Source organism: Jiangella muralis (assembly GCF_001270745.1).
Taxonomy (GTDB): domain Bacteria; phylum Actinomycetota; class Actinomycetes; order Jiangellales; family Jiangellaceae; genus Jiangella; species Jiangella muralis.
On the sequence record NZ_LFXL01000052.1, the window covers coordinates 1 to 22,756 of the forward strand.

18 protein-coding genes are annotated in these 22,756 nt (G+C 73.3%); 7 read left to right on the forward strand and 11 right to left on the reverse strand.

What is annotated here, in order from left to right; translation table 11 throughout:
• Positions 1 to 808: 808 nt before the first annotated feature.
• The 7 genes from ACW62_RS30465 to ACW62_RS30495 form a co-directional block, all read right to left on the reverse strand.
• On the reverse strand, positions 809 to 1,240 hold the full coding sequence (locus ACW62_RS30465; RefSeq protein WP_053207896.1) for a CoA-binding protein: 432 nt from the start codon (positions 1,238 to 1,240) through the stop codon (positions 809 to 811).
• A gap of 112 nt (positions 1,241 to 1,352) precedes the next feature.
• Positions 1,353 to 2,291 carry a prolyl aminopeptidase gene (gene pip / locus ACW62_RS30470; protein WP_053207897.1) on the reverse strand — a complete coding sequence of 313 codons (939 nt, stop codon included), beginning with the start codon at positions 2,289 to 2,291 and terminating at the stop codon, positions 1,353 to 1,355.
• Positions 2,288 to 5,305: a coiled-coil domain-containing protein gene (locus ACW62_RS30475; RefSeq protein ID WP_053207898.1), complete on the reverse strand. Its 3,018-nt coding sequence runs from the start codon at positions 5,303 to 5,305 to the stop codon at positions 2,288 to 2,290. Before ACW62_RS30475 ends, pip begins: the two co-directional genes overlap by 4 nt.
• Complete coding sequence (locus tag ACW62_RS30480; protein WP_053207925.1) at positions 5,302 to 5,961, reverse strand: hypothetical protein; 660 nt, start codon at positions 5,959 to 5,961, stop codon at positions 5,302 to 5,304. Before ACW62_RS30480 ends, ACW62_RS30475 begins: the two co-directional genes overlap by 4 nt.
• Positions 5,958 to 6,491, reverse strand: a complete 534-nt coding sequence (locus ACW62_RS30485) for a hypothetical protein (protein ID WP_053207926.1) — start codon at positions 6,489 to 6,491, stop codon at positions 5,958 to 5,960. The genes ACW62_RS30480 and ACW62_RS30485 overlap by 4 nt, the downstream gene beginning before the upstream one ends.
• The gene (locus ACW62_RS30490) at positions 6,491 to 7,699 is read right to left on the reverse strand and encodes a hypothetical protein (RefSeq protein ID WP_053207899.1); all 1,209 of its coding nucleotides are present in this window, start codon (positions 7,697 to 7,699) and stop codon (positions 6,491 to 6,493) included. Before ACW62_RS30490 ends, ACW62_RS30485 begins: the two co-directional genes overlap by 1 nt.
• A gap of 88 nt (positions 7,700 to 7,787) precedes the next feature.
• Positions 7,788 to 8,489, reverse strand: coding sequence for an SDR family oxidoreductase (locus ACW62_RS30495; RefSeq protein ID WP_053207900.1), 702 nt, complete (start codon positions 8,487 to 8,489; stop codon positions 7,788 to 7,790).
• A 77-nt stretch (positions 8,490 to 8,566) separates the two neighbouring features.
• Between ACW62_RS30495 and ACW62_RS30500 the strand changes: the two genes are divergently transcribed.
• From ACW62_RS30500 to ACW62_RS30525, 6 genes are all read left to right on the forward strand, one after another.
• Complete coding sequence (locus ACW62_RS30500) at positions 8,567 to 9,769, forward strand: ROK family transcriptional regulator (RefSeq protein ID WP_053207901.1); 1,203 nt, start codon at positions 8,567 to 8,569, stop codon at positions 9,767 to 9,769.
• A 937-nt stretch (positions 9,770 to 10,706) separates the two neighbouring features.
• Positions 10,707 to 12,005: an extracellular solute-binding protein gene (locus ACW62_RS30505; protein ID WP_053207902.1), complete on the forward strand. Its 1,299-nt coding sequence runs from the start codon at positions 10,707 to 10,709 to the stop codon at positions 12,003 to 12,005.
• A gap of 145 nt (positions 12,006 to 12,150) precedes the next feature.
• Complete coding sequence (locus ACW62_RS30510) at positions 12,151 to 13,014, forward strand: carbohydrate ABC transporter permease (protein ID WP_205629708.1); 864 nt, start codon at positions 12,151 to 12,153, stop codon at positions 13,012 to 13,014.
• Positions 13,011 to 13,844: a carbohydrate ABC transporter permease gene (locus tag ACW62_RS30515; RefSeq protein WP_053207904.1), complete on the forward strand. Its 834-nt coding sequence runs from the start codon at positions 13,011 to 13,013 to the stop codon at positions 13,842 to 13,844. The genes ACW62_RS30510 and ACW62_RS30515 overlap by 4 nt, the downstream gene beginning before the upstream one ends.
• A 1-nt stretch (position 13,845) precedes the next feature.
• The gene (locus ACW62_RS30520; protein ID WP_053207905.1) at positions 13,846 to 15,321 is read left to right on the forward strand and encodes a glycoside hydrolase family 3 protein; all 1,476 of its coding nucleotides are present in this window, start codon (positions 13,846 to 13,848) and stop codon (positions 15,319 to 15,321) included.
• Positions 15,322 to 15,393: 72 nt separating this feature from the next.
• On the forward strand, positions 15,394 to 16,311 hold the full coding sequence (locus tag ACW62_RS30525) for a UbiA family prenyltransferase (RefSeq protein WP_083460359.1): 918 nt from the start codon (positions 15,394 to 15,396) through the stop codon (positions 16,309 to 16,311).
• A gap of 44 nt (positions 16,312 to 16,355) precedes the next feature.
• Here ACW62_RS30525 and ACW62_RS30530 read toward each other — a convergent pair whose 3' ends face one another.
• The 3 genes from ACW62_RS30530 to ACW62_RS30540 all read right to left on the reverse strand — a co-directional run bounded on the left by ACW62_RS30530 (position 16,356) and on the right by ACW62_RS30540 (position 19,063).
• Complete coding sequence (locus ACW62_RS30530; protein WP_083460360.1) at positions 16,356 to 17,291, reverse strand: type IV toxin-antitoxin system AbiEi family antitoxin domain-containing protein; 936 nt, start codon at positions 17,289 to 17,291, stop codon at positions 16,356 to 16,358.
• A gap of 111 nt (positions 17,292 to 17,402) precedes the next feature.
• Positions 17,403 to 18,278, reverse strand: coding sequence for a 2-hydroxy-3-oxopropionate reductase (locus ACW62_RS30535; protein ID WP_053207907.1), 876 nt, complete (start codon positions 18,276 to 18,278; stop codon positions 17,403 to 17,405).
• Positions 18,275 to 19,063 (reverse strand): hydroxypyruvate isomerase family protein, encoded by a 789-nt coding sequence (locus ACW62_RS30540; RefSeq protein ID WP_053207928.1) that lies wholly within the window; start codon positions 19,061 to 19,063, stop codon positions 18,275 to 18,277. Before ACW62_RS30540 ends, ACW62_RS30535 begins: the two co-directional genes overlap by 4 nt.
• Before the next feature lie 129 nt (positions 19,064 to 19,192).
• On the opposite strand from ACW62_RS30540, the gene ACW62_RS30545 reads away from it, so the two are divergent.
• The gene (locus ACW62_RS30545; protein ID WP_053207908.1) at positions 19,193 to 20,860 is read left to right on the forward strand and encodes a hypothetical protein; all 1,668 of its coding nucleotides are present in this window, start codon (positions 19,193 to 19,195) and stop codon (positions 20,858 to 20,860) included.
• Here the strand turns inward: ACW62_RS30545 and ACW62_RS30550 are convergent.
• Positions 20,809 to 22,695 carry an ABC transporter ATP-binding protein gene (locus ACW62_RS30550; RefSeq protein ID WP_053207909.1) on the reverse strand — a complete coding sequence of 629 codons (1,887 nt, stop codon included), beginning with the start codon at positions 22,693 to 22,695 and terminating at the stop codon, positions 20,809 to 20,811. The genes ACW62_RS30545 and ACW62_RS30550 overlap by 52 nt on opposite strands.
• Positions 22,696 to 22,756: the final 61 nt, after the last annotated feature.

The window sequence follows — 22,756 nt, forward strand, 5'->3', positions numbered from 1 at the left end:
GAAGGACTACCGACCTATATCAGCTTCGCTTGGTCTCCGACATGCCGACACTCGAACCGAGTTTGAGCGGGCGTCGCGTGGTGGCGCGCCGCTGGGTGGGATCACTGTGTTTGCTGGGTGGCGTCGCTGTTGCCAGGGGAACAGTGATGCACCCCACCCGGCGCAGCGATCTCACACAGTGGCGTTGGGGATCGCGTCACGATTCGCCGTTGTCCCGCAGTTCGCCGCTTTGCGGTAGTGGGCCGTCCCCCTGCTGCCCATTTTCTCAGCCGCGCCCGTGCGCCTCAAGTCCGCGCCGCTGTGGTCGGCGTTCGCTGGGCTTGGGGGCTTGGACTTGACCCGCCCGCGTGCGGTCTAAGAACTGGCAGCTATCAGGGGGACGGGGAAGTGCGGGCAGAGCCCGCCCGGTGCACCGTTTGGTGTCCACGGCTCCGGTCATCGAGGTGTGCCCAGACTGCCCCCGTCCCCCTGATAAGTGCCCGTTCTTGGCCGCGGGACCGCGGGTCAAGCGGACACCCAACGCGCGAAGCGCCGATCGGGTCCGCTTGAGGCGCGGTCCCGCGGCTGAGAGAATGGGCGCCAGGGGGACGGACAACCTGCGGACCACGGCGAACGCGGCAGACCCGGGCGCACGGTCGGCCAGCCAACGCGAAGCCCGGCCAGCCGAGGCGAAGCCCGACCCGACGGAGCGGACCAGGAGACGCACCCTATCCTCGGCACGCACAGTGATCTCACCCAGTGGCGCGCCGCCACACGACGCCCGCTCAAAACTCGGTTCGAGTGTCGGAGCTTCGGAGACCCAGCGGAGCTAGAGGCCCGCTCGGGGCGCCTCGATGGCGGGGCAGGCGTCCATGACGACCTCCAGCCCGGCCGCCTTCGCCCGCTCGGCCGCCTCCTCGTCGATGACGTCCAGCTGCAGCCAGACGGCCCTGATGCCGAGCCGCTCCCGCTCCGCGATGGCGTCGTCGACCACCTCGCCGACCCGCCGGCTGTTCACGAAGCAGTCGACGACCTCGACCGGCCCCGGCACGTCGGCGAGCGTCTTGTACCCGTGCGCGTCGAGGGTGTCCTCGCCGCGCGGGTTCACCGGCACGATGGTCATGCCGAGGCGGTCGCGCAGGAACCGCGCCACCCCGTACGCGGCCCGCTCGCGGTTCTGCGACAACCCGACGACAGCCCAGGTCGCGGGCGTCGTCAGCAGGCGGCGGACGGTGTCAGGGTCGTTCGCGTGGGGGCTCACCCTTCGAGCGTATGTCGGCGCGTTCCTTGATCATCAACCGTTGGCGACGCCATCGTGTCGCCAACGGTTGATGATCAAGGACATCTCGCTCCCGCGCTGGCGCGATGCCGCGTCAGCCGGCGAAGGTGGTGGTGGCGTGGCGGAGGGCGGCGGCGACGGAGCCCTCGGTGGAGGCGTGGCCGCCGTCGACGACGACGAGGCGGGCGTCGGGCCAGGCCCGGGCCAGTTCCCACGCTGCGCGGACGGGTGTCTGCACGTCGCCGCGGCCGGCCACCAGGACGCCCGGGATGCCGTGCAGCCGGCCGGCGTCGCGCAGCAGCTGGTCGTCCGCGAGCCAGCCGCCGTGGCGGAAGTAGTGCAGGGACAGCCGCACGAGCGTCGCCGCGAACCGCGGGTCCGCGAAGGCATCGTCCGCGTGCGGGTCCGGGTGCAGACTCAGCGTCGCCGCCTCCCAGGAGCACCACGCCGCCACGGCGGCGTCGCGGACGGCGGGGTCGGGGTCGTGCAGCAGCCGGTGGTAGGCGTCGAACACCTCGGCGGCACCCGTCGCCGCGGGCGCCGGGGCGCTGAACTCGGCCCACGCCTCGGGGAAGAACCGCCCGGCGCCGCCGCCGTAGAGCCAGTCGTCGTCGGCCGGACGCAGCAGCGCGACGCTGGTCAGCACCATCGCCGTGACGCGGTCCGGGTGCGCCTGCGCGTACGCCAGCCCCAGCGTGCTGCCCCACGATCCGCCGAGCACCAGCCAGCGGCCGATGCCGCGGTCCTCACGCAGCCGTTCGAGGTCGCCGACGAGCGCCGACGTGTGGTTGGCGGACAGGTCGGCGTGGTGGTCCAGGACGCGCGGCGTGCTGCGCCCGCAGCCGCGCTGGTCGAGCAGCACGATCCGGTACAGCACCGGGTCGAACAGCTCGCGGTGCGCCGCCGTGCAGCCGCTGCCAGGGCCACCGTGCAGTACGACCGCGGGCCGGCCCGCGGGGTTGCCGCATTCCTCCCAGTAGACGCGGTGCCCGTCGCCGACGTCGAGGAGGCCGTGCGCGTACGGCTCGGTCACGCGACGTCGAGGGTGCCAGGCCGGTAGGAGGACATCCAGGTGCGCAGCAGTTCGACCCGGCCGGTGTTGGCGTCGTTGCCGACGACGACCGGCTCCTCGTTGTAGGCCATGGTGTCCGAGCGGCGGCGTAGCTTGACGTAGAGTCCGGCCGCCTCGATGGCGTAGCGCTCCATGTCGTCCTGCAGGGCTCCGACGACGGTGATGTTGTGGTCGTTGCCGATGCGCTCGAACAGCGCGACGGCCTCGCGGCGGTGCTGCTTGCCGAGGTTGCGGCCGAGCTCGTCGAGGATCAGCAGCAGCGGCCGGTCGCCGCCGCGGGCCAGGGCGGCGGCGCAGACCAGTTTGACGGCCTTCTCGTCCATCTGGGCGGTGTTGCTGCGCAGCGTGTACGCGGACATCCGCTGGCCCTCGGCGCGCCGCCACTTCGGGCTGACCGTCCACCGCCACGGCTTGTCCGGCTCGGACGGCGGCTCCGGCTCGGGGTAGTCGAGGCCGGCGCCGTAGCCGCCATACTCCTGGTCGAGGCGGTCGAACTCGGACGCGACCTTCTTCAGCATCGTCTTGATGCCGGCCGCCAGCGACGTGCGGTGGGCCCGGACGGTCTGCTCGGCCTCGCCGTACCCGAGCCGCGCGGCCTCGAGGTCGGCGGTGCGCCGGGCCCGCTGCTCGGCGATCTGCTTGAGCTGGTGCCGGTCGTGGTCCTCGTGGTCGCGCAGGTGGGTGTCGAGCGCCCGCAGCAGCGCCGCCACCAGCGAGACGCGGGTCTCCAGCGCCGCGCCGGACCAGTTCGGCGTGACCAGCAGCTCGCGCAGCTCCGCGGTCAGCTCCTCCGGCGGGGTGCCGGGCGGGAAGCAGCGGACGGCGACCTCGTCGGTCAGGCGGGTGGCGTCGTCGTCCCACGCGGCGGTGGTGCGCGCCTGCAGCTCCGACGGCAGCTCGACGAGGTGCCGGCGGGCGGCGTCGGGGGAGTCGCCCCAGGCCTTCTCGCGGTCGAGCAGGGCGAGGCCGTCGCGCTCCTCGGTCAGCGCGTACCGCTCGGCCTCCTTCTCCTTCGCCGTGACGGCGAGCCGCTTGCGGGTGTCGCGCAGGCTGGTGATGCGCTCTTCGCGCGAGTTGTGCACGCCCAGCTCGTGGGCGTAGGCGGCCTCGGCGGCGGTCAACTCGGGGGCGAGCGCGTCGCGGTGTTCCTGGCGCTCGGCGTTGGCCGTGCGCAGGTCGCCGATCTCGTCCTGCAGCCCGTCGGCCCGCTCGGCGGCGTCGGCGGCCTTCGCGCGCGTCTCGGCCCGGGCCAGCGTGGCGCGGGCCTGCTCGACGACGGCGGCAGCGGCGTCGAGCGCCTCGGTCAGCTCGCGGTGCGCCTCCTGAGCGGCGGCGACGCGGGCCGGCTGGCCGGTGATCGGCTCGGCGAACCCGCCGATGGCCAGCACCCCGGCCGCGTCGTCGACGACGGCGCCCTTGCCGGCCCGCGCGGCGACGGCGTCGAGGAACGTCGTGAGGTCGTGCTCGGCGTCGGCCAGCACCAGCAGCGAGCCGGGCAGCCCGGCCAGCGCCTTCGCCGCCTTCGTCGCGTCCTTCCGGCCGACCACGACGGCCTCGCGGTACGGCGACAGCCGCGGCTCCCACACGTCCCGTTCGGCGGGTTCGACGGTGACGACGTCGACCAGCGCGGCCGCGTCGAGGCCGGCCGCGCGGAGCCGTTCCACCTGCTCGGCGGCGACGTCGTCGCCGGACTCAGCGGCCGTGACCCGGCGGGCCGCCGCGGTGGCCGCGGCCCGGGCGACGGCATGCGCGGCGATGGCCTCCTCCAGCGCCGTCCGGGCCTGCGCGACCTCGGCCGCGGCGGTCTCCGGGGAGCGGCCGTCGGCGGCGCGGGCGTCGTCGACGAGCTGGCGCTGCGTCGTGGTCAGGCGGTCCAGGTGCTGGGTGGCGGCCAGCTGGGCGGCCTCCAGCTCGCGGTCGCGGGCGATCAGCTCGTTGCGCTTGCGCTGCGCCGCCTCGAACCGGCGCGCGGACTCGTCGTCGTCGGTCAGCGCCGCCAGCCGGTCCTCGACGGCGTCCAGCTCCTGCCGCAGCGCCGCCTCGGTGTCGTCCAGCTCGGCCAGCGCCTGCCGCAGCTCCGCGGCCCGCTCGACGCCGTCCAGCAGGTGCCGCGCGCACCGCGACCGCCACGCCGTCCGCGCGTCGCCGAGCAGCTCGCGGGCGGCGAGCCGGCGGGCGATGCCGGCCTCGATGACGGCGACCTCGCTCTCCCAGCCGGCGATCTGCCGCTCGGTCTCCTCGACCTCGCTGCGGTGCCGGTGCTCGGCCGAGCGCAGCACCTGCTCGTGCTCCAGCTCGCGGTCCAGCCCGGTGAGCGTCGCGATGGCGTCGAAGATGCGGTGCGGCGGGAGGTCGTTCAACGGCTGGGCCAGCAGGTTCGCCGCCTGGCTGGAGCGCACCGACGTCGACAGGAACGACACGCAGCGCGCGTTCTGCCCGAACAGCACCCGCGACAGCTGCCCGGCGTGGAAGTCGGTGCGGCCGTTGCTGCGCGGCAGTTGCGCCCACAGCTCGTCGACCCGCGCGGCCCGCTCGGACTCCGTCGCGCCGTACGGGACGTGCAGCCCGCCGGTCCAGCGCAGGTCGAGGTAGGGCGCCTTGCGGTTGATCCGCAGCCAGATGGTGACGGCGTCGTCCTGCGGCGCGCTGCCGGGCGAGGCGAAGACGCCGATGACGTAGCCGCGGTCGACGTTGGACCAGCGGCCCTCCTGTGCGGCCAGTTCCGCAGTGAACAGCAGTTCGGCCGCACCGGCGGCGCCGCTGGCCAGCTTCCACTGCTCGTCGGCGTGCAGCAGGCTCAGCGCGGCGATGAACGACGACTTCCCGGCGCCGTTGGAGTCCTTCGGCCCCTGCCCGGCGACGGTGACCAGCCCCTGCCCGATCATCGGGACCGGGTGCGTGGACAACCGGGAGATGTCGACGACCTGGACGCCGACGAGCACCCGCTCGCCGACGACGTCGAAGGCAGCGTTCACGTTCCCCTGTTCCTCTCGGTGGGACGGCGCGCGCGGATGGCCGCGGCCAGCGGGCTGTCCGGCGCGGCGGCCAGGATCAGCTCGTGCTCCAGCCGCTCGCGGGCGGCCTTGGTGAGCCGGTGCAGCGCGGGTCCGGGCAGGTAGGCGGGCCCGTCGACGGCGGCGGACCGGCCGCGCGGCGGCGCGATCTGCACCAGCCCGGCGGCGCGCAGACGTTGCAGCGCCGGCCGGATCTCGCCGCGCGGCAGCTGGGTGTAGCGGGTCAGCTCGTCGACCGACGTCGGGTGCGCCGACGTCCACGAGTCGCCGCCGACCAGTCCCTGGCTGCGTGGGATCGCGACCGAGTGCACCAGCACCAGCACCAGCACGGCGCGGTCGACGCGCGACTGCGCCGTGGTGCCCTCGGCGGTCAGCTGTTCGGTGACGTCGTCGCGGAAGCCCGAGGTCCAGTGCGTGCTGCCGACCCGGACCAGCGTGCGGCCGAGGCGGAACAGCAGCCGCTGGAGGTCGCGGCGGACGGTCGCGTCGCGCAGCGCCAGCAACTGCGCCTCGGCGACCGGCTCGCGGCCGTGCTCCAGCGCGGCGAACGCGGCCAGCACCTCGTCGCGGTGCCGTTCGTTCAGCTCGGTGAGGGCGCTGTCGAAGACGGTGCTCATGCGCCGCCCGCCGGCGGCGCGGGCAGCGAGCGCCACAGCTCGCGCAGCGTGCTCAGCTCCGCCGCGCTCCACGACGCGACCCGCGGGCCGAGCCGGACGACGCGGGTGTCCTCGTCGAACAGCACCCAGCCGGAGCCGGCCAGCCGGCGGACCGCGCCCATCGCGGCGGCGTGCAGCGCGCGCTCGTCACGGCTGCCGGTGATGCCCCGGAACACGCCGATGACGTGGTCGAACGGCGCCGGGACGGCGGGCCAGACCGGGCCGCTGGGCTCGGTCCAGCAGCAGCGCAGGCAGGCGGCCAGCACGCGTGCGGTGTCGTTCGGCTGGTCGACGGCGACGCCCGGCAAACCGAGCTCGTCGAGCACGTCCGGGCGGGCGTTGTCGGGCAGCTCGGGCAGCAGCCAGACGGCGCTCGCGTCGGGCTCGACCAGGCGGGTCATGCCGGTGGGGTGGGCGCTGGCCGGTGGGATGCGCTGCGGCCCGGCCGCGCGGTGCCGCGCCCACCAGAGGGCGGTGTCGTCGACGGTCATCAGCTCGCGGCCCGCCGGAACGTCCCCTCCGACACCCACGACGGGCTGCCGGCGGGGTCGACCCGCAGGCCGCCGGCCCACGTCAGCTCGTAGGCGAGGTCGGGGTGGTGGTGGATGGCGGTGAGGTCGGCCAGCACCCGGCGCCCGGCGAGCCAGTCGCCGGCGCCGTCGAGCACGTCCGCCACCGCCACCGTGGCGGCGTCGCCGAGCAGCCGCTCCGCGGTCTCGCGCAGGCTCGCGGCGTCATCGGCCGGGCGGATGTCGTCGGGCGGCGGCTGGCCGGGTCCCTCGGGCCGGGGCGGCGGCTGGCGGACGGTGTTCGCGCCGCGGCCGGTCTCGACCGCCTCGGTGAGCAGGTTCGGCGAGAACCACGGCGCCGGCGCGTCGAAGACGAAGGTGTCGAGCACGCCGGCGAGGTCGTCCTCGTCGGCCGTGCGGGCGTAGCTCAGCCACGTCTCGACGGACAGCAGGCCGAGCGCGCGCGTCGTCCCGGCCCGCTCGATCAGCCGCCCGGCCGCCTTCTCGACGGCGTCGCCGTAGGCGGCCAGCGCGACCCGCAGCGCCGTGCACTCGCGGTCCAGCTGCGGCCAGCGGGTCAGGACGACGGTGTGCACCTCTTCGGCCTGGCTGATCAGGCCCTTGTTGCCCCAGAGCAGCTGCGCGTGGTCGCCCAGCTGCTCGGCGGTGCTGCCTGCGGCGAGGATGGCCAGCTCGTTGCCGAGGTGGCGGAAGATCCTGGTCAGGCGGCTGATCGTGGTCTGGCCGGTCGCGGGCTCGGCGTCGCGCGCGGTGACGCTGACGTGCTCGAGCGTCAGCAGTTGGTGCAACTCGGCCTGGCCGCCCTGCTCGGCCAGCCGGCGCAGGAACAGCAGCATGACGTACGGCGCGAACGCCGCCCGGTGGAACCGCTCGTTCGGGCGCTCGACGACCTTGCTGATGGCGCCGTACTCGCGCAACACCTCGAACCGGCGGTGGATCAGGCCCGGATCGATCGGACGGCACGCGGCGGCCGCCTGGTCGACGGTGAGGCCGTCGCGCCCGGCGTCGGCGAACGCGTCGAGGATGGCCTCGTCGACGTCGAGCAGTTCGAGGTCGCTGATCATCGCGCCGGACTCGCGCGCGAGGACCGCGAAGACCTGCCGGTACAGCCGTTCGACGGCGGCGTCGCCGGCGAGCTGATCGATGGTCAGCTCGGGCCCGGCGGTCATCGGGACAGCATGCCATCCGGGGTGGGGCGGCTGTCCAGCTGTAAGGGGTTGCCGCCGACCGCGAGGTCTGACGCAGTCGGTCGAGAATTCAGTGCTGCTGGCCGATCGGCCGGACGATGATCTCGTTGACGTCGACGTGCGGCGGCTGACCGACCGCGTAGAGGACCGCCGCGGCGACGTCGCCGGGGTCGAGCTTGGGGTCGTCCGCCCGTCCCGGCGGGATCGACCCGGTGTCGACGAGGCCCGGCTGCAGCAGCGTCACCCGGATGCCGGTGCCGACGCATTCCGCGCGGATGGCCTGGGCCAGCCCGGTGACCGCCCACTTCGTCGCCGAGTACAGGTTGCCGGGACGGACGCCGCGTCCGGCCGCCGAGCCGGTGAGCAGCAGGTGGCCCCGCGTCGCGCGCAGCGCGGGCAGCGTCGCGCGGGCGGTCAGCGCCGGGCCGTAGACGTTCGTCAGGACGAGGTCGCGCCACTCCTCCGGCGGGGCGCCGCCGTCGCCGAGGAAGGACGTGACGACGCTCGTGCCGGCGTTGGCGAGCACGACGTCCAGCCGGCCGAACCGTTCCTCCGCCTCCGTGACGACGCCGGTCAGCGCCGTCCAGTCGGTGACGTCGGCGGCGCGGGCCAGGGCGCGGGACGGCCCGCCGAGCTCGTCGGCCAGGGCCGCGAGCGGGCCGGGTGACCGGCCGGTCAGAATGAGGCGGTACCCGGCGGCCGCGGCCCGCCGGGCGACGGCCGCGCCGATGCCGCGGGACGCACCGGTGATCATGAAGACCGGGTCTGTCATGACGCGACCTTAGGGCGTCGGATCGCGCGGGCCGGGTCCGGATCGGTAATACTTTTCACCGGAAGGCCACTTTCCGGATGGAGCGAGCAGACGTGTCGCAACGACCTGGCACCCCGAGCCTGCTGCGGGCGATGAACGACCGCAGCGCGCTCGAGCTGCTGCTCACCGCCGGCCCGCTGACCCGCGTCGACCTCGGCCGCATGACCGGCCTGTCCAAGGTGACGGCGTCGCAGTTGCTCGCGCGGCTGCAGGGGCGCGACCTCGTCGAGGTCGTCGGCACCCGGTCGGCCGGCCGCGGCCCCAACGCCGAGCTGTACGCCGTCCGTCCCGGCTGCTCCTATTCCATCGGCATCGAACTGAACCCCGAGGTCGCCGAGGCGGCGGTCGCCGACGTCACCGGCGCGGTGATCGGTTCCGTGACGGCGCCGGTCGCGGCCGAGATCACGGCCGGCGGTGGCGCCGACTCGCGCCGGCTGGTGCACGACCTGGCGCTCTCCGCGGCGGCCGACGCCGGCCTCGCCCTCGCCGACATCGACGACGTCGTCGTGGGCCTGCCCGGCGTCGTCGACCCGTCGACCGGTGACATCGAGCTGTCCTTCGACCTCCCCGGCTGGCATCGCGGCATGCGCAAGCTGCTGGCGGCCGACCTCGGCTGCGCCGTCTCGTTCGAGAACGACGTCAACCTCGCCGCCGTCGCCGAACGCTCCGAGGGCGCCGGCCGCGACGTCGACGACATGGTGCTGCTGTGGATCGGGCGCGGTGTGGGTCTGGCGGTCGTGCTCAGCGGCCACCTGCATCGCGGCGCCACCGGCGCGGCGGGCGAGATCGGCTACCTCCCGCTGCCCGGCGTGCCGTCACCGGCCAGCGTCGAGCGGCCGGCGAGCGGCGCGTTCCAGGCACTCGTCGGCGCCGGCGCGGTGGACGAGCTGGCGGCCGAGTACGGCATCGTCGCCGACGGCGCGGCCGCCGCGGTGCGGGCGGCGCTGGCCGGTGGCGGCGCGGCGGCGGACGGTTTCCTGCTGGCGTTCTCGCATCGGCTGGCGCTCGGTGTGGCGTCGGTGTGCACGGTGGTCGATCCCGCGCTCGTGGTCGTGGCCGGTGAGGTGGGGGCGGCGGGTGGGGACCGCCTGTGCGACCTCGTCGGCGACGACGTCCGCCGCATCGCCCCCGTCAACCCCAGCGTCGTCCCGACCACCGTCCCCGGCGCCCCGGTGCTGCGAGGCGCCGTCCTCACCGCGGTCGACCACGCCCGGCAGACGTTGTTCGCCTCGACGGAGTAGCGGCCACGGGTACGGGCTGCTCGCGGCGCACGTTCGCCGCTTGGCGGCGGTGGGCCGTCCTCCTGCTGCCCATTCTCTTGGCCGCGGCACCGCGCCTCAAGCGGAGCCGAACGGCGCTTCGCGCGAACGCGGCACCGCTTGACCCGCGGCCCCGCGGCCTAAGAACTGGCAGCTATCAGGGGGACGGGGGAAGTGCGGGCACAGCCCGCCCGTGCACCGTTCGCCTGGCGGCCACTTCACCCGCCGTAGCACCGGCTGGGGATCGGGGTCGGTGAACGTTGCGCCGGGGCTGGCTGTGACCGCTTGAACCGCGGCTCCGCGGCCCCGGGCGCTGTTGTCAGCCGCCGTCGGAGATGACGATGTGGGCGTCGCCGAGCGTGCCGATGGGGGCACTCCGGCCGGGCCGGGCGTGGGCCGGCGCGGTGGCGGCATCGTCGTCACGGTGCCGGGACGATCAGGTGCCCCCGTACGAGCTGCCGGCCTACCGGCCGTTCGCTGACGCCCCGCAAACCGGCGCACGCCCCGCAAACCGGCGGACAGGACCCGTTGCGCGGTCGCAAGCGCCGGTCTCCGGGGCGTCAGGCCGAATCCCGGGCGTCAACGTCCAGGCCTGCCCTTCACGTCCTGGACCCACGTCACGTCTCCCGACCGGATCACCATCGCGTCGGCACCGTGACGTCGCCGACGAGGGGACCGGCCGCGGCGTCGGTGACTCGGTCGTCACCACAATGGACGGCCACGTCGTCATCCAACGTGGCGGGTCGCAGGCCCCTCCTTGTTCCGGGCCATCCCCGGTGGCTGCTCATTCGGTAGCGGGACGTTACGGAAACGTGATCCCCAACACTGGCAAGAAACCTTACAGTGGGCACAGTTACTGGAAGGTTAGCTTCCAGTTCACCGTCACGTGCCCTGCTCGGGCCGAACCGGAGGAACCGCCGTGAACAGAGCACTTCGTCTCACCGCCGGCCTCGCCGCCGCGGCGCTCGCCCTTTCCGCTTGCGGCGGTGACGGCGACGACGACACCACCGAACCCGCCGCCGAGGGCGAGACTGCCGAGGCGCCGGAGCCCGCCGAACTGCGGCTGTGGCTCAACGGCCCGGACACGCCCCAGCCGATGCGCGACTGGCTGGTCGCGGAGTTCGCGGAGCAGAACCCTGGCTCGACTCTGGTCATCGAGGAGCAGGAGTGGGAGGGCCTGGTCGACCGTCTGACGACGTCGCTGGGCAGCGAGTCCGAGACGCCGGACGTGGTGGAGGTCGGCAACACCCAGGCGCCGACGTTCACCACCGTCGGGGCGTTCAGCGACATCACCGACCAGGTGCCGGACCTCGGCGGCGACGACCTGCTGCAGGGGTTCGTCGACGCGGGGAGCTGGGACGGCAAGACCTACGCCGTCCCGCTGTACGCCGGGTCGTCCTACGTCTTCTACCGCAAGGACCTGTTCGCGGCGTCGGGCATCGAGGTGCCGACGAACATGCAGGAGTTCGTCGACGCGGCCGTGAAGCTGAAGCAGGACAACGCGTCCGTGCCGAACTTCTCCGGCTTCTGGCTGCCCGGCCAGGACTGGCGTGACGGCGCCGCGTTCCTGTGGGACGCGGGCGGCGACTTCGCCGTCGAGGATGGCGGCGAATGGAGCGGCGCGCTGTCGACGCCGGAGTCGCAGGAGGGCCTGGAGCTGGTGCAGCGGCTGTTCAACGAGGCCTCCGGCGCGCCGAAGGACGCCAACGAGGCCGACGGCCACATCCCGTTCTGCGCCGGCGAGATCGGCATGATGCTGCGTCCGGGCTGGCTGCGCGGCCAGATCGAGGACCCCGCGATCGGTTGCCCGGACATGATCGCCAACGTCGGCGTCTTCGCCCTGCCCGGCACCGACGGTGAGCCGGCCCCCGTCCTGCTCGGCGGCTCGAACATCGCCATCTCGGCCCAGTCGCAGAACCAGGAGCTGTCCGCGAACCTGCTCGAGCTGATCCTCAGCGACGAGTTCCAGAGCCAGTACGCCGAGAACGGCCTCACCCCGGCGAAGGTGTCGCTGGCCGACGGCCTGGGGACGGACGAGTTCGCCGCCGCCACGATCGAGGCGGTCACGAACGCCAAGCTGACCCCGGCGGCCGCCAACTGGGCCAGCGTCGAGGGTTCGCGGGTGCTCGAGGACCTGTTCGTCAACATCGCCAACGGCGGCGACGTGCAGCAACTGGCTGAGGAAGCCGATGCCGACATCGCCACCCAGCTCGACTAGCAGAGCTGGACGGACCGGCCGGGACCAGGGACCCGGCCGGTCCGTCCCCCCGGTGCCGCCGCAGGACCCACTGACCGGCCGGGGGCCGGCGGGTGACGTGACACCCCGCCGGCCCCGACGGCCCCGACGCTCGACACTGCCCTACGTGCTGCTGCTGCCGGCGCTGGCGATCCTGGTCGCCGCGCTCGGCTACCCGCTGTACCGCCAGGCGGTGATGTCGTTCCAGGACTACGGCCTCGCGCAGCAGTTCGGGCAGCCGCCCGAGTGGGTCGGCCTGGACAACTACGTCACGCTGGTCACCGACTCGTACCTGTGGACGGTGATCGCCCGGTCGATCCTGTTCTGCTTCGCGAACGCCGCCATCACGATGGTGATCGGTACCGCTCTGGCGGTCCTGATGACGCTGGTCGGGCGGGGTCCGCGGCTGACGTTGCAGATCGGCCTGCTGCTGGCGTGGGCGATGCCGCACCTGGCGTCGCTGACGGTGTGGCAGTGGCTGTTCGATGCCCAGTACGGCGTCATCAACTGGGTGCTGGTGAACCTCGGGTTCGACGGGTTCGCCGGGCGCTCCTGGCTGATCGACCAGTTGTCGTTCTTCGTCGTCGCGACAGTGATCGTCGTCTGGATGAGCGTGCCGTTCGTCGCGTTCGCCGTCTACGCGGGCCTGACGCAGGTGCCGGACGAGCTGTACGAGGCGGCCGAGATCGACGGCGCGTCGGCGTGGGCCCGGTTCCGCACCGTCACCGTCCCGCTGGTGAAGCCGGTGCTGCTGATCGTCGCGCTGCTGCAGATCATCTGGGACCTGAAGGTGTTCACCCAGATCTTCGTGCTGCAGGACGCCGGCGGCATCACGTCGCAGACGAACCTGATCGGCACGTACATCTACCGGCTCGGGCTGGGCGAGGGCGAGTTCGGGCTGGCGGCGGCCGCATCGTGGTTCGTGCTGCTGCTGACCGTCGTGCTGAGCCTGTACTACGTCCGGGTCCTGGTCCGTGAGGAGGAACTGTGAGCACCCGCATCCGCACCCGGCAGCGGTCGCTCGGCCTGTTGGCCGTCGTCATCGCGCTGCTGTGGATGTTCCCCGTCTACTGGATGCTGAACAGCTCCTTCCTGCCGTACAACCGCATCCGCGCCTCCGAGCCGTCGTTCGTGCCGCTGAACGGGACGCTGTCGGCGTACAGCCGCGTGTTCGACAGCAACTTCTTCGACACGTTGCGGACCAGTGCGATGGTCACCGGGCTCACCGTCGTGGCGGCGCTGCTGTTCGCGTTCCTGGCGGCACTGGCGCTGTCGCGGTTCCGGTTCAGGGGCCGGCGCAGCTTCATCCTGGCGGTGCTGATCATCCAGATGATCCCGGCGGAAGGGCTGTTCATCTCGCAGTTCAAGCTGCTGGAGGGCTGGCAGCTGCTGAACAACGTCATCGGGCTGTCGCTGCTGTACACCGCGGCGGTGGTGCCGTTCACGATCTGGATGCTGCGCGGGTTCGTCAACGGCGTGCCGCGCGAGTTGGAGGAGGCGGCGCAGGTGGACGGCTGCAGCCGCCTGCAGGCCTTCTTCCGCATCACGCTCCCACTACTGGCGCCGGGTCTGGTGGCCAGTGGGGTGTTCGCGTTCCTGCAGGCCTGGAACGAGTTCACCCTCTCCCTAGTGATCATGACAAGGCCGGAGAACATGACTCTTCCACTGTGGCTGCGCACGTTCACCGAGGCGAATCGCGTCAGTGACTGGGCCGGTATCATGGCCGGAGCCGTCCTGGTGGCGGTGCCGGTGATGATCTTCTTCCTGCTCGTCCAGCACCGTATGACCTCGGGTCTGGTGTCCGGGGCGGTGAAGGGCTGACATGAACGCGAGTGACCTGCGAGGCCTCGCCCTCGCCACGCTGTTCCCCGGCTTCCTCGGCGCCCACGACGTGCCGCCGTGGCTGGCCGCGATGGCGGCCGAGGGGCTCGGCGGCGTCGTGCTGTTCGGCCGCAACGTCGACCCCGACCGCGGCGACGCCGGCGTGGCCGCGCTGACCGGCGCGTTGCACGCGATCAACCCCGGCCTCATGGTCGCCATCGACGAGGAGGGCGGCGACGTCACCCGGCTCGACGTCGCGGCCGGGTCGATGCTGCCCGGCAACGCCGCGCTCGGCGCGCTGGACGACCCGGAGGCGACGGAGCGGGTGGCGGCCGAGGTGGCCGCCCGGCTGCGTGCCTGCGGTATCGACCTCAACCTCGCGCCGGTCGCCGACGTCGACTCCAACCCGTTGAACCCGGTCATCGGGGTGCGCTCGTTCGGCTTCGACCCCGACCACGTCGCGCGGCACGTCGCCGCGTACGTCACCGGGCAGCAGGCGCAGGGCGTCGCCGCCGCGGCCAAGCACTTCCCGGGCCACGGCGGCACCAGCGAGGACAGCCACGTCACGGTGCCGTCCATCGACGACCCGCTGGACGTCATCCAGACCCGCGACCTGCCGCCGTTCCGGGCGGCGGTGAAGGCGGACGTCAAGATCGTCATGACGGCGCACATCCGGTATCCCGCGATCGACGGCGACCGTCCGGCCACCCTGTCGCGGCCGGTCATCACCGGCATGCTCCGCGACGAATTGGGCTACGACGGCCTGGTGATGACCGACGGCATGGACATGCACGCCATCAGCGAGACGGTCGGGCACGCCGAGGGCGCGGTGCTGGCGCTGCTGGCCGGCGTCGACGCGCTGTGCGTCGGCGGCGAGACCGTCGGCCCCGAGACGGTCGAGGCGATGGTGGCCGCGCTGATCGACGCCGTGCGCACCGGGCGGCTGCCGGAGGAGCGGCTGGCCGAGGCGGCCGGACGGGTCGGGGCGCTGCGCGGCTGGGTGGCCGGCGCGGCGTCGTCGCCGGTGCTGTACGGGTCGGCGGCCGACGCCGCGCGGCGCGCCGTCACCGTCCACGGCAACATCACGCTCACCGCGCCGCCGCTGGTGGTCGAGCTGGACGACGACCCGTCCATCGCCGCGGGCCCGATCCCGTGGGGCGTCGGCCGGCACCTGGTCGACCGCCTGCCGGGCACCGTCCTGGCCCGGGTCACGGCGTCGACGGCGGACCTCTCCGCCGTGCTCGCCGCGTTGCCGTCGCGGCGGCTGGTGATCGGCGTGCGCGGGGTGCGGCGGCGTCCGTGGCAGGTCGCTGCGGTGGAGGCGGCCCGGGCCGCCCGGCCCGACCTCATCGTCGTCGACCACGACGTCAACCCGCTGCCGGAGGTCCTCGGCGAGCACTACCTGCTCACGCACGGCGCCGCCCGCGTCACGGCGGAGGCCGCGGCGGAACGGCTCGCGGCCGCGCTCACCCCGTAGGGGTAGCGGCGGCCCACTCGACCCCTCCTACGGGGGAGGCCGGGCCGGACCCGGACCGGAAGCATCGTCGGTATGACGACACTGCGCACCCGGTCCGGGCCGGTCCGGCCTCGTCAGCTGGCCGGCGACGTCCTCGCGATCGGCCGGCCGTGGTTCTGGTTCGTCTCGCTGCTGCCGTACTACCTGGGCGTGGTGCTGGCCACGGGCCGCATCGTGCCGCCGGTGGGCGACTGGCCGCTGCTGGCGCTCGGCGCCCTGGTGATCGGGCCGCTGGTGTGGATCTCGGTGCTGGCCGTCAACGACGCGCACGACCTGCGCGGCGACCGCCTGAACGCGCGTAAGGCCGGGTCGCCGCTGGTCGTCGGCCGGTTGACGCCGGCGGCGGCGCAGCTGATCGCGCTGCTGGCCGGGGTGCTGGCGGTGGCCGCGGCGCTGTTCGCGGGACCGTTGTTCGCGCTGGGGACGGCGATCGTGCTGCTGGTCGGCTGGGCGTACAGCGCGCCGCCGCTGCGGCTCAAGGCCCGCCCCGGCTTCGACGTCGCCGTCAACGCGCTGGCCATCGGCGCCGCCGGGCAGCTGGCCGGTTGGTCGCTGCTGCGGCCGCTGGCGGAATTCCCGTGGCCGATGGCCGTGCTCGGGACGCTGGTCGGCGCCGCCCTGTACGTCCCGACGACCCTGGCCGACCTGGAAGCGGACCGGACGAGCGGCTACACGACGGTGGCCGTGCGGCTCGGCCCGCGGCGGGCGTACCTGCTGGGGCTCGGGCTGTGGCTGGCGGCCGGCCTCCTGTCGCTGGCGATGTCGGCGGCGGACGTGGTGATCCCGCGGTCGATGCTGCCGATGGAGATCGTGCTGGTGCCGCTGCTGGTGATCGCGTACCGGCGGCTGGTGCGGGCCGAGCGGACCTTCCGCGGCATCGTCGCCGTCGCCGTGCTGTTCCTGGTGCCGAGCCTGACCTTCGTCCTCACCTACACCCGCACCCTCCCATGATCATCAACCTTTTGAGCTGTCCTGACGACGCAAAAGGTTGATGATCATGGGGCGGGGCAGCCGGGCCGGCAGGAGCGTGGGCGGCCGGTCCAGCCACGCGACTCGAGGACGCGGGCGTGTTCGGCGGCGACGGCGCAGGGGTTGGCGTAGATGTCGGCGTGGCCGTAGCGCAGCGTGGCGTGGCCGTCGACGGTGGCGTGGTTGTCGCGGTGGTGGTCACGGAACCGGCCCTCGCCGGTGTGGCCGAGGCGTCCGTCGAGTTCCACCCGGACCTGGTACTCGGCGTAGTCGACGTCGATCCAGATCACGCGGCTGCCGGTGACGCGTTGTTGGCGGCAGCCGGTGGGCAGGCCGTGGGCGCGTTCGACCCGGTGCAGGTGGCGTAGTTCCAGCGGCGACTGGGCTCCCTCGGTGACGTCGGCGAGCATGGCTTCGGTCATGGGTCGCCAGCGGATCTTCTTGCGCCGCCCGAGCGCGTCGGCCAGTCGTTCCGGGGTGGACAGACGGCGTTGGCAGGCGGCCGTCACCCAGGTCTCGGCCTCACGCGGATGCGGCGCGACGTCGACCAGGTCCAGCACGGTCTCGTCGAGCCGGGTGCGTGGCGGGTTCGCGGCCGGGTGCCGGGTGTGCGGCAGGCGGTGCGCGTAGTGGACGCGGACGCCGTCGATCTTGGTGCGGACGTGCCGTTCGGCGGGCGCGGTGACGTGGATGACCGGACCGGCGTCGTCACACAGGCCGTCGAGGTAGGCGGCGGTGCGGTGGCTGGCCACCGCGCCCCGGCCGGCGCGCAGGATCGCCGCCCACACCTGCGCCTCGAACGGGAGTGGCCCGGTGAACGTGGCGAAGGTGTGCGCATGCACACGCTGCCAGCGGCCCGACGCCACGAGCCATCGCAGCCGTGCGACCGTCAGCCCCGCGGCCAGCGCCTGCGCACCGCTGATCACACCCCGCTGCCGCTCCAGAACATCGTCGAGCTCCACGCCTGCCAGCCTGCGCGACCCGGGCGCGTCCCGCTAGCCCGAATCCCCGATCTGTGGATACCGGTGATCATCAACCTTTTGCGTCGTCAGGACAGCTCAAAAGGTTGATGATCATGGGGAGGAGAGCTGCTCCACCAGCAGGAGCAGAGCGCCGTGGTCGAGGTCGCCGTGGCCTTGGGCGCGCAGGGCGGCCATCAGCGTCGCCGCGAGGGAGCCGGCCGGGATCGCGACCCCGGCGTCGCGGGCGGCGGCGGTGACGATGCCGAGGTCCTTGTGGTGCAGGTCGACCCGGAAGCCGGGGGTGAAGTCGTGCGCCACCATGGCCGCCGCCTTCCGGTCGAGGACGGCGCTGCCGGCCAGCCCGCCGGCCAGCACTTCGAGCGCCCGGGACCGGTCGACGCCGTGGGCGTCGAGGAAGACCAGGGCCTCGGCGACCAGCTGCAGCGTCCCGGCGACGATCAACTGGTTGGCCGCCTTGACGGTCTGGCCGGCGCCGGGCGGGCCGACGTGGACGACGGTGCGCCCGAGCGCGTCGAACACCGGCCGGGCCGCCTCGAACGCGGCGGCGTCGCCGCCCACCATGATCGACAGCGTGGCGTCGACGGCGCCCTGCTCGCCGCCGCTGACCGGGGCGTCCAGCACGCCGACACCCAGCGCCGCCCCGGCATCGGCCAGCGACCGGGCGACGTCCGGGCGGATCGTGCTCATGTCGACGACGACGGTGCCGGGCGCGAGCACGTCGAGCACCCCGCCGGCGCCCAGCAGCACGGCCTCGACATCGGGGGAGTCGGGCAGCATCGTGACGACGACGTCCGCGCCCTCGGCCGCCGCGGCCGCCGACGCCGCACCTCGCCCACCCGCGGCGACGAGCCGCTGGACCTTCGCCGGGCTGCGGTTGAACCCGGTCACGTCGAACCCGGCCCGCACCAGGTGCGCCGCCATCGGCCCGCCCATGACGCCCAGTCCGATGAAGCCGATGGCCGTCATCGCCAGCTCCCTTCCGCGCGCCACGCGAACGGGTCCGCGTCGCCGCTCACGTGTTCCAGTGCCATCCATCCGGCGTACCCGCCGGCGAGGAGGTCGTCGGCCCAGGCCCGCAGCGGCAGCGTCCCGGTGCCCGGCGCGCCCCGCCCTGGCGCGTCGGCCAGTTGGACGTGCGCGATGCGGTCGCGGAACCGCTTGATCGCGGCCGGGACGTCGTCGCCGTTGACGGCCAGGTGGTAGACGTCGAGCAGCAGCCCGACGTTGGCCGCGCCGACCCGGTCGGCGGCGGCCACCGCCTGCGCCGCCGTGCGCAGCGGGTACGCGTCGATGCCACTGACCGGCTCGAGCAACACCGTCGCGCCGGCCAGCCCGGCGGCCGCGGCCGCGAGGTTGCGATCGGCGACGGCGTCCTGCTCGGCGGGGTCGTGGTCCGGCAGCCGGTTGCCGTACAGGGCGTTGAAATTCCGGCAGCCCAGCTCGGCGCCGACGTACGCTGCCACCTGAACGCCGGCCAGCAGCTCGCTCTCGCGGCCGGGCCACGACACGATGCCGCGTTCGCCGGCCGGCAGGTCGCCGGCGAACAGGTTCAGCCCGGCCAGCGCCAGCCCGGACCCCCGGACGGCGTCGACGAACGCCTCGACCTCGGCATCGCCGGGCGTCGCGGTGGCGAACGGCCACCAGAACTCGGCCGCCTCGAACCCTGCCGCGCGGACGGCGTCGAGCCGCTCGCGCAGCGGCAGGTGGGTCAGCAGGATCGAACAGTTGACGGCGAATCGGGGGTCGGGCACCGGCCCCACTGTAGCCGCCGCCCCAGGGCCGGGCAGGCCAAGTCCGGGCCCGGGGCACCGGACGGATCGCCGCTGGTGGCGGGTGGCCCGTAGGCTCCGGCCGTCGTCGACATTCAGGGGAGCCCGTTCGTGAACCGCATCGCCCGGCTGGCCATGCTGGCCGTCGTCGCCTCCGTCGTCTCCGTGACGCTGTCCGGCCCACCCGCTTCGGCTGATCCGGCCACGCCGGCCGCCGTCGAGCCGTTGCCGCGGATCGCCGCCGGGCCGGACCGGACGCTGGTGAACACCCGGACGGGCGAGCAATTCCGCCCCCGCGGCTTCAACTACGTCCGGCTGACGCCGATGCCGTCGAATCCGGCGTCGCCGTACCACTCGACGTTCGAGCCGGGCCGGTACGACCCCGCCCGTGCGGACGCCGCGCTGGCCGAGCTCACGATGAAGGGCTACGACACGGTCCGGGTGTTCGTCGATCCCGGCGACGGCCAGGACAACCTGATCGGCAAGCCGCACGGACTGGGCCGAGGCGACGCGGACAAGAGCCCGGCCAACGCCGCCTACCTCGACAACCTGGCCGACTTCGTCCGGCGCGCCGCGAGCTACGGCGTCTACGTGCTGCCGTCGATGGACGTGTTCCCGCAGAACGGCTACTACCGCGACCTCATCGGGAACAGTCCGCGGCCGGTGAACGTCGAGGGCCGGAACCGGTCCTACATGTACGAGGGGTACATCCGGGCGAAGGAGGAGTACCTCCGCGTCTTCACCAAGGAGATGAAGGCCCGCCTCGGCGACCTGATGAGCACGTTCCTCGCACTCCAGCTGGACAACGAGGCCTACCTCAAGTTCACCGAGGCGCCGTTCCACCAGTTCTCCGGGACGGTGACGGTGGCGGGCCGCAGCTACGACATGGCCGTCGCGGCGCAGCGGCAGGCGGCCGCCGACAACGCGTTCATCGCCTACGCCGACCGCGGGGTAGCCGCCGTCAAGGCCGTCGACCCGGAGCTCATGGTCACCATGGGCGCCTTCACCAACCTGGCGGTCAACGGCCGGACCTTCGACGGGCTGTCCGGCCGCTGCGCCGGCGGCGTGGCGTGCACCGATCCTCGCTACCCGGTCCGCGTCTCCGCCGTCACCCGCGAGTCCGGCCTCGACTTCTTCGACATCCACACCTACCTCGCCGCGGGCCGCACGCTGGCGGCGTCGCTGGGCTCGATGGAGTGGCCGAAGGTGGTCGGTCCGGTGATCAACGGCGAGTTCGGCACCGAGCGCAAGTGGTTCGCCGGCATCGCCCCGGCCCGCGACGCGCTGGTGGCGCACCAGGTCGGCAGCTGCGACTACGGGATCTCCGGCTGGCTGTACTGGACCTGGGACACCACCGAGGACGCCACCCAGCGGAAGTTCTTCAGCGGTGTCGAAGCCGGCGGCGTCATCGCGGCGGGACTCGCGCCGCGGTACCGGCCGAACCCGTGCAGCACGACCGTGAGCCGGACCGAGTCGATGACGGTGTTCCCGCTGTCCGCGGCCGAACGCGTCAAGGCGCGGCCTACGTTCAGCGGCAGCGCCGGCGCCGGGCTCGTCACGCTCACCGTCGGCGGCGAGGAGTACGGCCGCACCGACCAGGGCGGGTGGCGGTGGCAGCTGGTGCCGACCCGGGACCTGCCGGTCGGCGTGCCGTTCGACGCGGTGTTCCGCCGCTACGTCGACGGCCGGCTGTACGACCGCGTCACCGTGCAGAACATCGTGCTCGGTCAGGCGGCGGCCGCCACGGGAGCCTCCTGCGACCGGAACTGCGTCCGGTAGAGGTCGGCGTACGCGCCGCCGGCGGCCAGCAGTTCGTCGTGGGTGCCGCGCTCGACGATGCGGCCGTCGTCGACCACCAGGATCTGGTCGGCGTCGCGGACCGTGGACAGCCGGTGCGCGATGACGATGGACGTCCGCCCGGCCAGGGCCGTCTCCAGGGCTCGCTGCACGGCGGCCTCGGACTGGGAGTCGAGGTGCGCGGTGGCTTCGTCGAGCACGACGATGCGCGGCGCCTTGAGCAGCAGCCGGGCCAGCGCCAGCCGCTGCTTCTCGCCGCCGGACAGCCGGTAGCCGCGCTCGCCGACGACGGTGTCGAGGCCGTCGGGCAGCGACCGGACCAGCGGGGCGATCTGCGCCGCGTCGAGCGCCGCCCAGACCTCGTCGTCGGTGGCGCCCGGCCGGGCGTAGCTCAGGTTGGCCCGCAGCGTGGTGTGGAACAGGTGGGCGTCCTGGGTGACGACGCCGATCGCGTCGCGTAGCGACTGCTGGGTGACGTCGCGGACGTCGTGGCCGCCGACCCGCACCGTGCCGCCGGTGGCGTCGTACAGCCGCGAGACCAGGTGGGTGACGGTGGACTTGCCGGCGCCGGACGGCCCGACCAGGGCGATCATCTCGCCCGGCCGCGCCGTGAAGGTGACGTCGTGCAGCACCTGGCCGCCCGGCGTGCTCGCCAGCCCGGCCACCGACTCCAGCGACGCGAGTGAGACCTCGGACGCGGCCGGGTAGCCGAAGTCGACGTGGTCGAACTCGACCGACGCCGCGTCGGCCGGCAGCGGCGTCGCGTCGGGCGCGTCGCCGACCATCGGCTCGAGGTCGAGCACCTCGAGCACCCGCTCGAAGCTGACCAGCGTGGTCATGATGTCGACCTGCAGGTTCGACAGCGACGTGATGGGCCCGTACAGGCGGCCGAGGTACGCCGTCAGCGCGACGATGGTGCCGACGCTCAGCGTGCCGGCGATGGCGAGCACGCCGCCCATGCCGTACACGAACGCCGTCGCCAGCGCGGCGAGCAGGCCGAGCGACGTCATGAGCACCCGCGAGTAGACCGCGGTGGTGACGCCGATGTCGCGCACTCGCGCGGCCCGCTCGTCGAACTCGGCGGACTCGGCCTCGGGCCGGCCGAAGACCTTGACCAGCAGCGCGCCGGCGACATTGAACCGCTCGGTCATGGTCTGGCCCATGTCGGCGGTGAGGTCGTAGCGCTCGCGGGTGAGGTCGGCCAGCTTGCGGCCGACCAGCTTGGCGGGCAGGACGAACAGCGGCACCAGGACCAGCGCCGCGACGGTGATCTGCCACGACAGCACGAACATCGCGGCCAGCACCGCCGCCGTCGTCGCGACGTTGCCGACCACCGTCGACAGCGTGGACGTGAACGCCTGCTGGGCGCCCTGCACGTCGCCGTTGAGCCGGCTGACCAGCGCGCCGGTCTGGGTGCGGCTGAAGAACGCGATGGGCATGCGCTGGACGTGCGCGAAGACCTGGCTGCGCAGGTCGTGCACCAGCCCCTGGCCGATGCGCGCGGACACGTAGCGCTGCGTGAGCCCGACGACCGCCGTGACGACGGCGAGCCCGGCGACCGCGATGGCCAGGCCGATGACCAGGCCCTGGTCGCCCTTCAGGACGCCCTCGTCGATGATCAGCTTGAACAGCAGCGGCTGGGCGGCCCCGAGCAGCGCGTCGACCAGGATCAGGCTCAGGAAGACGGCGAGCTGCTTCTTGTAGGGGCGGGCGAAGGTGAGGATGCGCCGGACGGTGCCGGGCGCGAGCTTGTGGGCGGTGACGGAGCGGTCCTTGGTGAAGGAGCGAGTCCGGCCGCCGCGAGTGGAGTCATCCATGGCGACCTCCCGAAAGTCTGTGTAATGCAGAGGTTACCTCGTAAAGAGGTGAGATCGCAAA

What these genes read in the sequence shown, in the direction of transcription:
- ACW62_RS30525 (WP_083460359.1), top strand. Translation starts at nt 15,394, where the DNA reads ATGACGACACTGCGCACCCGGTCCGGGCCGGTCCGGCCTCGTCAGCTG.
- ACW62_RS30495 (WP_053207900.1), bottom strand. Translation starts at nt 8,489, where the DNA reads ATGACAGACCCGGTCTTCATGATCACCGGTGCGTCCCGCGGCATCGGC.
- ACW62_RS30535 (WP_053207907.1), bottom strand. Translation starts at nt 18,278, where the DNA reads ATGACGGCCATCGGCTTCATCGGACTGGGCGTCATGGGCGGGCCGATG.
- ACW62_RS30500 (WP_053207901.1), top strand. Translation starts at nt 8,567, where the DNA reads ATGGAGCGAGCAGACGTGTCGCAACGACCTGGCACCCCGAGCCTGCTG.
- ACW62_RS30550 (WP_053207909.1), bottom strand. Translation starts at nt 22,695, where the DNA reads ATGGATGACTCCACTCGCGGCGGCCGGACTCGCTCCTTCACCAAGGAC.
- ACW62_RS30480 (WP_053207925.1), bottom strand. Translation starts at nt 5,961, where the DNA reads ATGAGCACCGTCTTCGACAGCGCCCTCACCGAGCTGAACGAACGGCAC.
- ACW62_RS30485 (WP_053207926.1), bottom strand. Translation starts at nt 6,491, where the DNA reads ATGACCGTCGACGACACCGCCCTCTGGTGGGCGCGGCACCGCGCGGCC.
- ACW62_RS30490 (WP_053207899.1), bottom strand. Translation starts at nt 7,699, where the DNA reads ATGACCGCCGGGCCCGAGCTGACCATCGATCAGCTCGCCGGCGACGCC.
- ACW62_RS30520 (WP_053207905.1), top strand. Translation starts at nt 13,846, where the DNA reads ATGAACGCGAGTGACCTGCGAGGCCTCGCCCTCGCCACGCTGTTCCCC.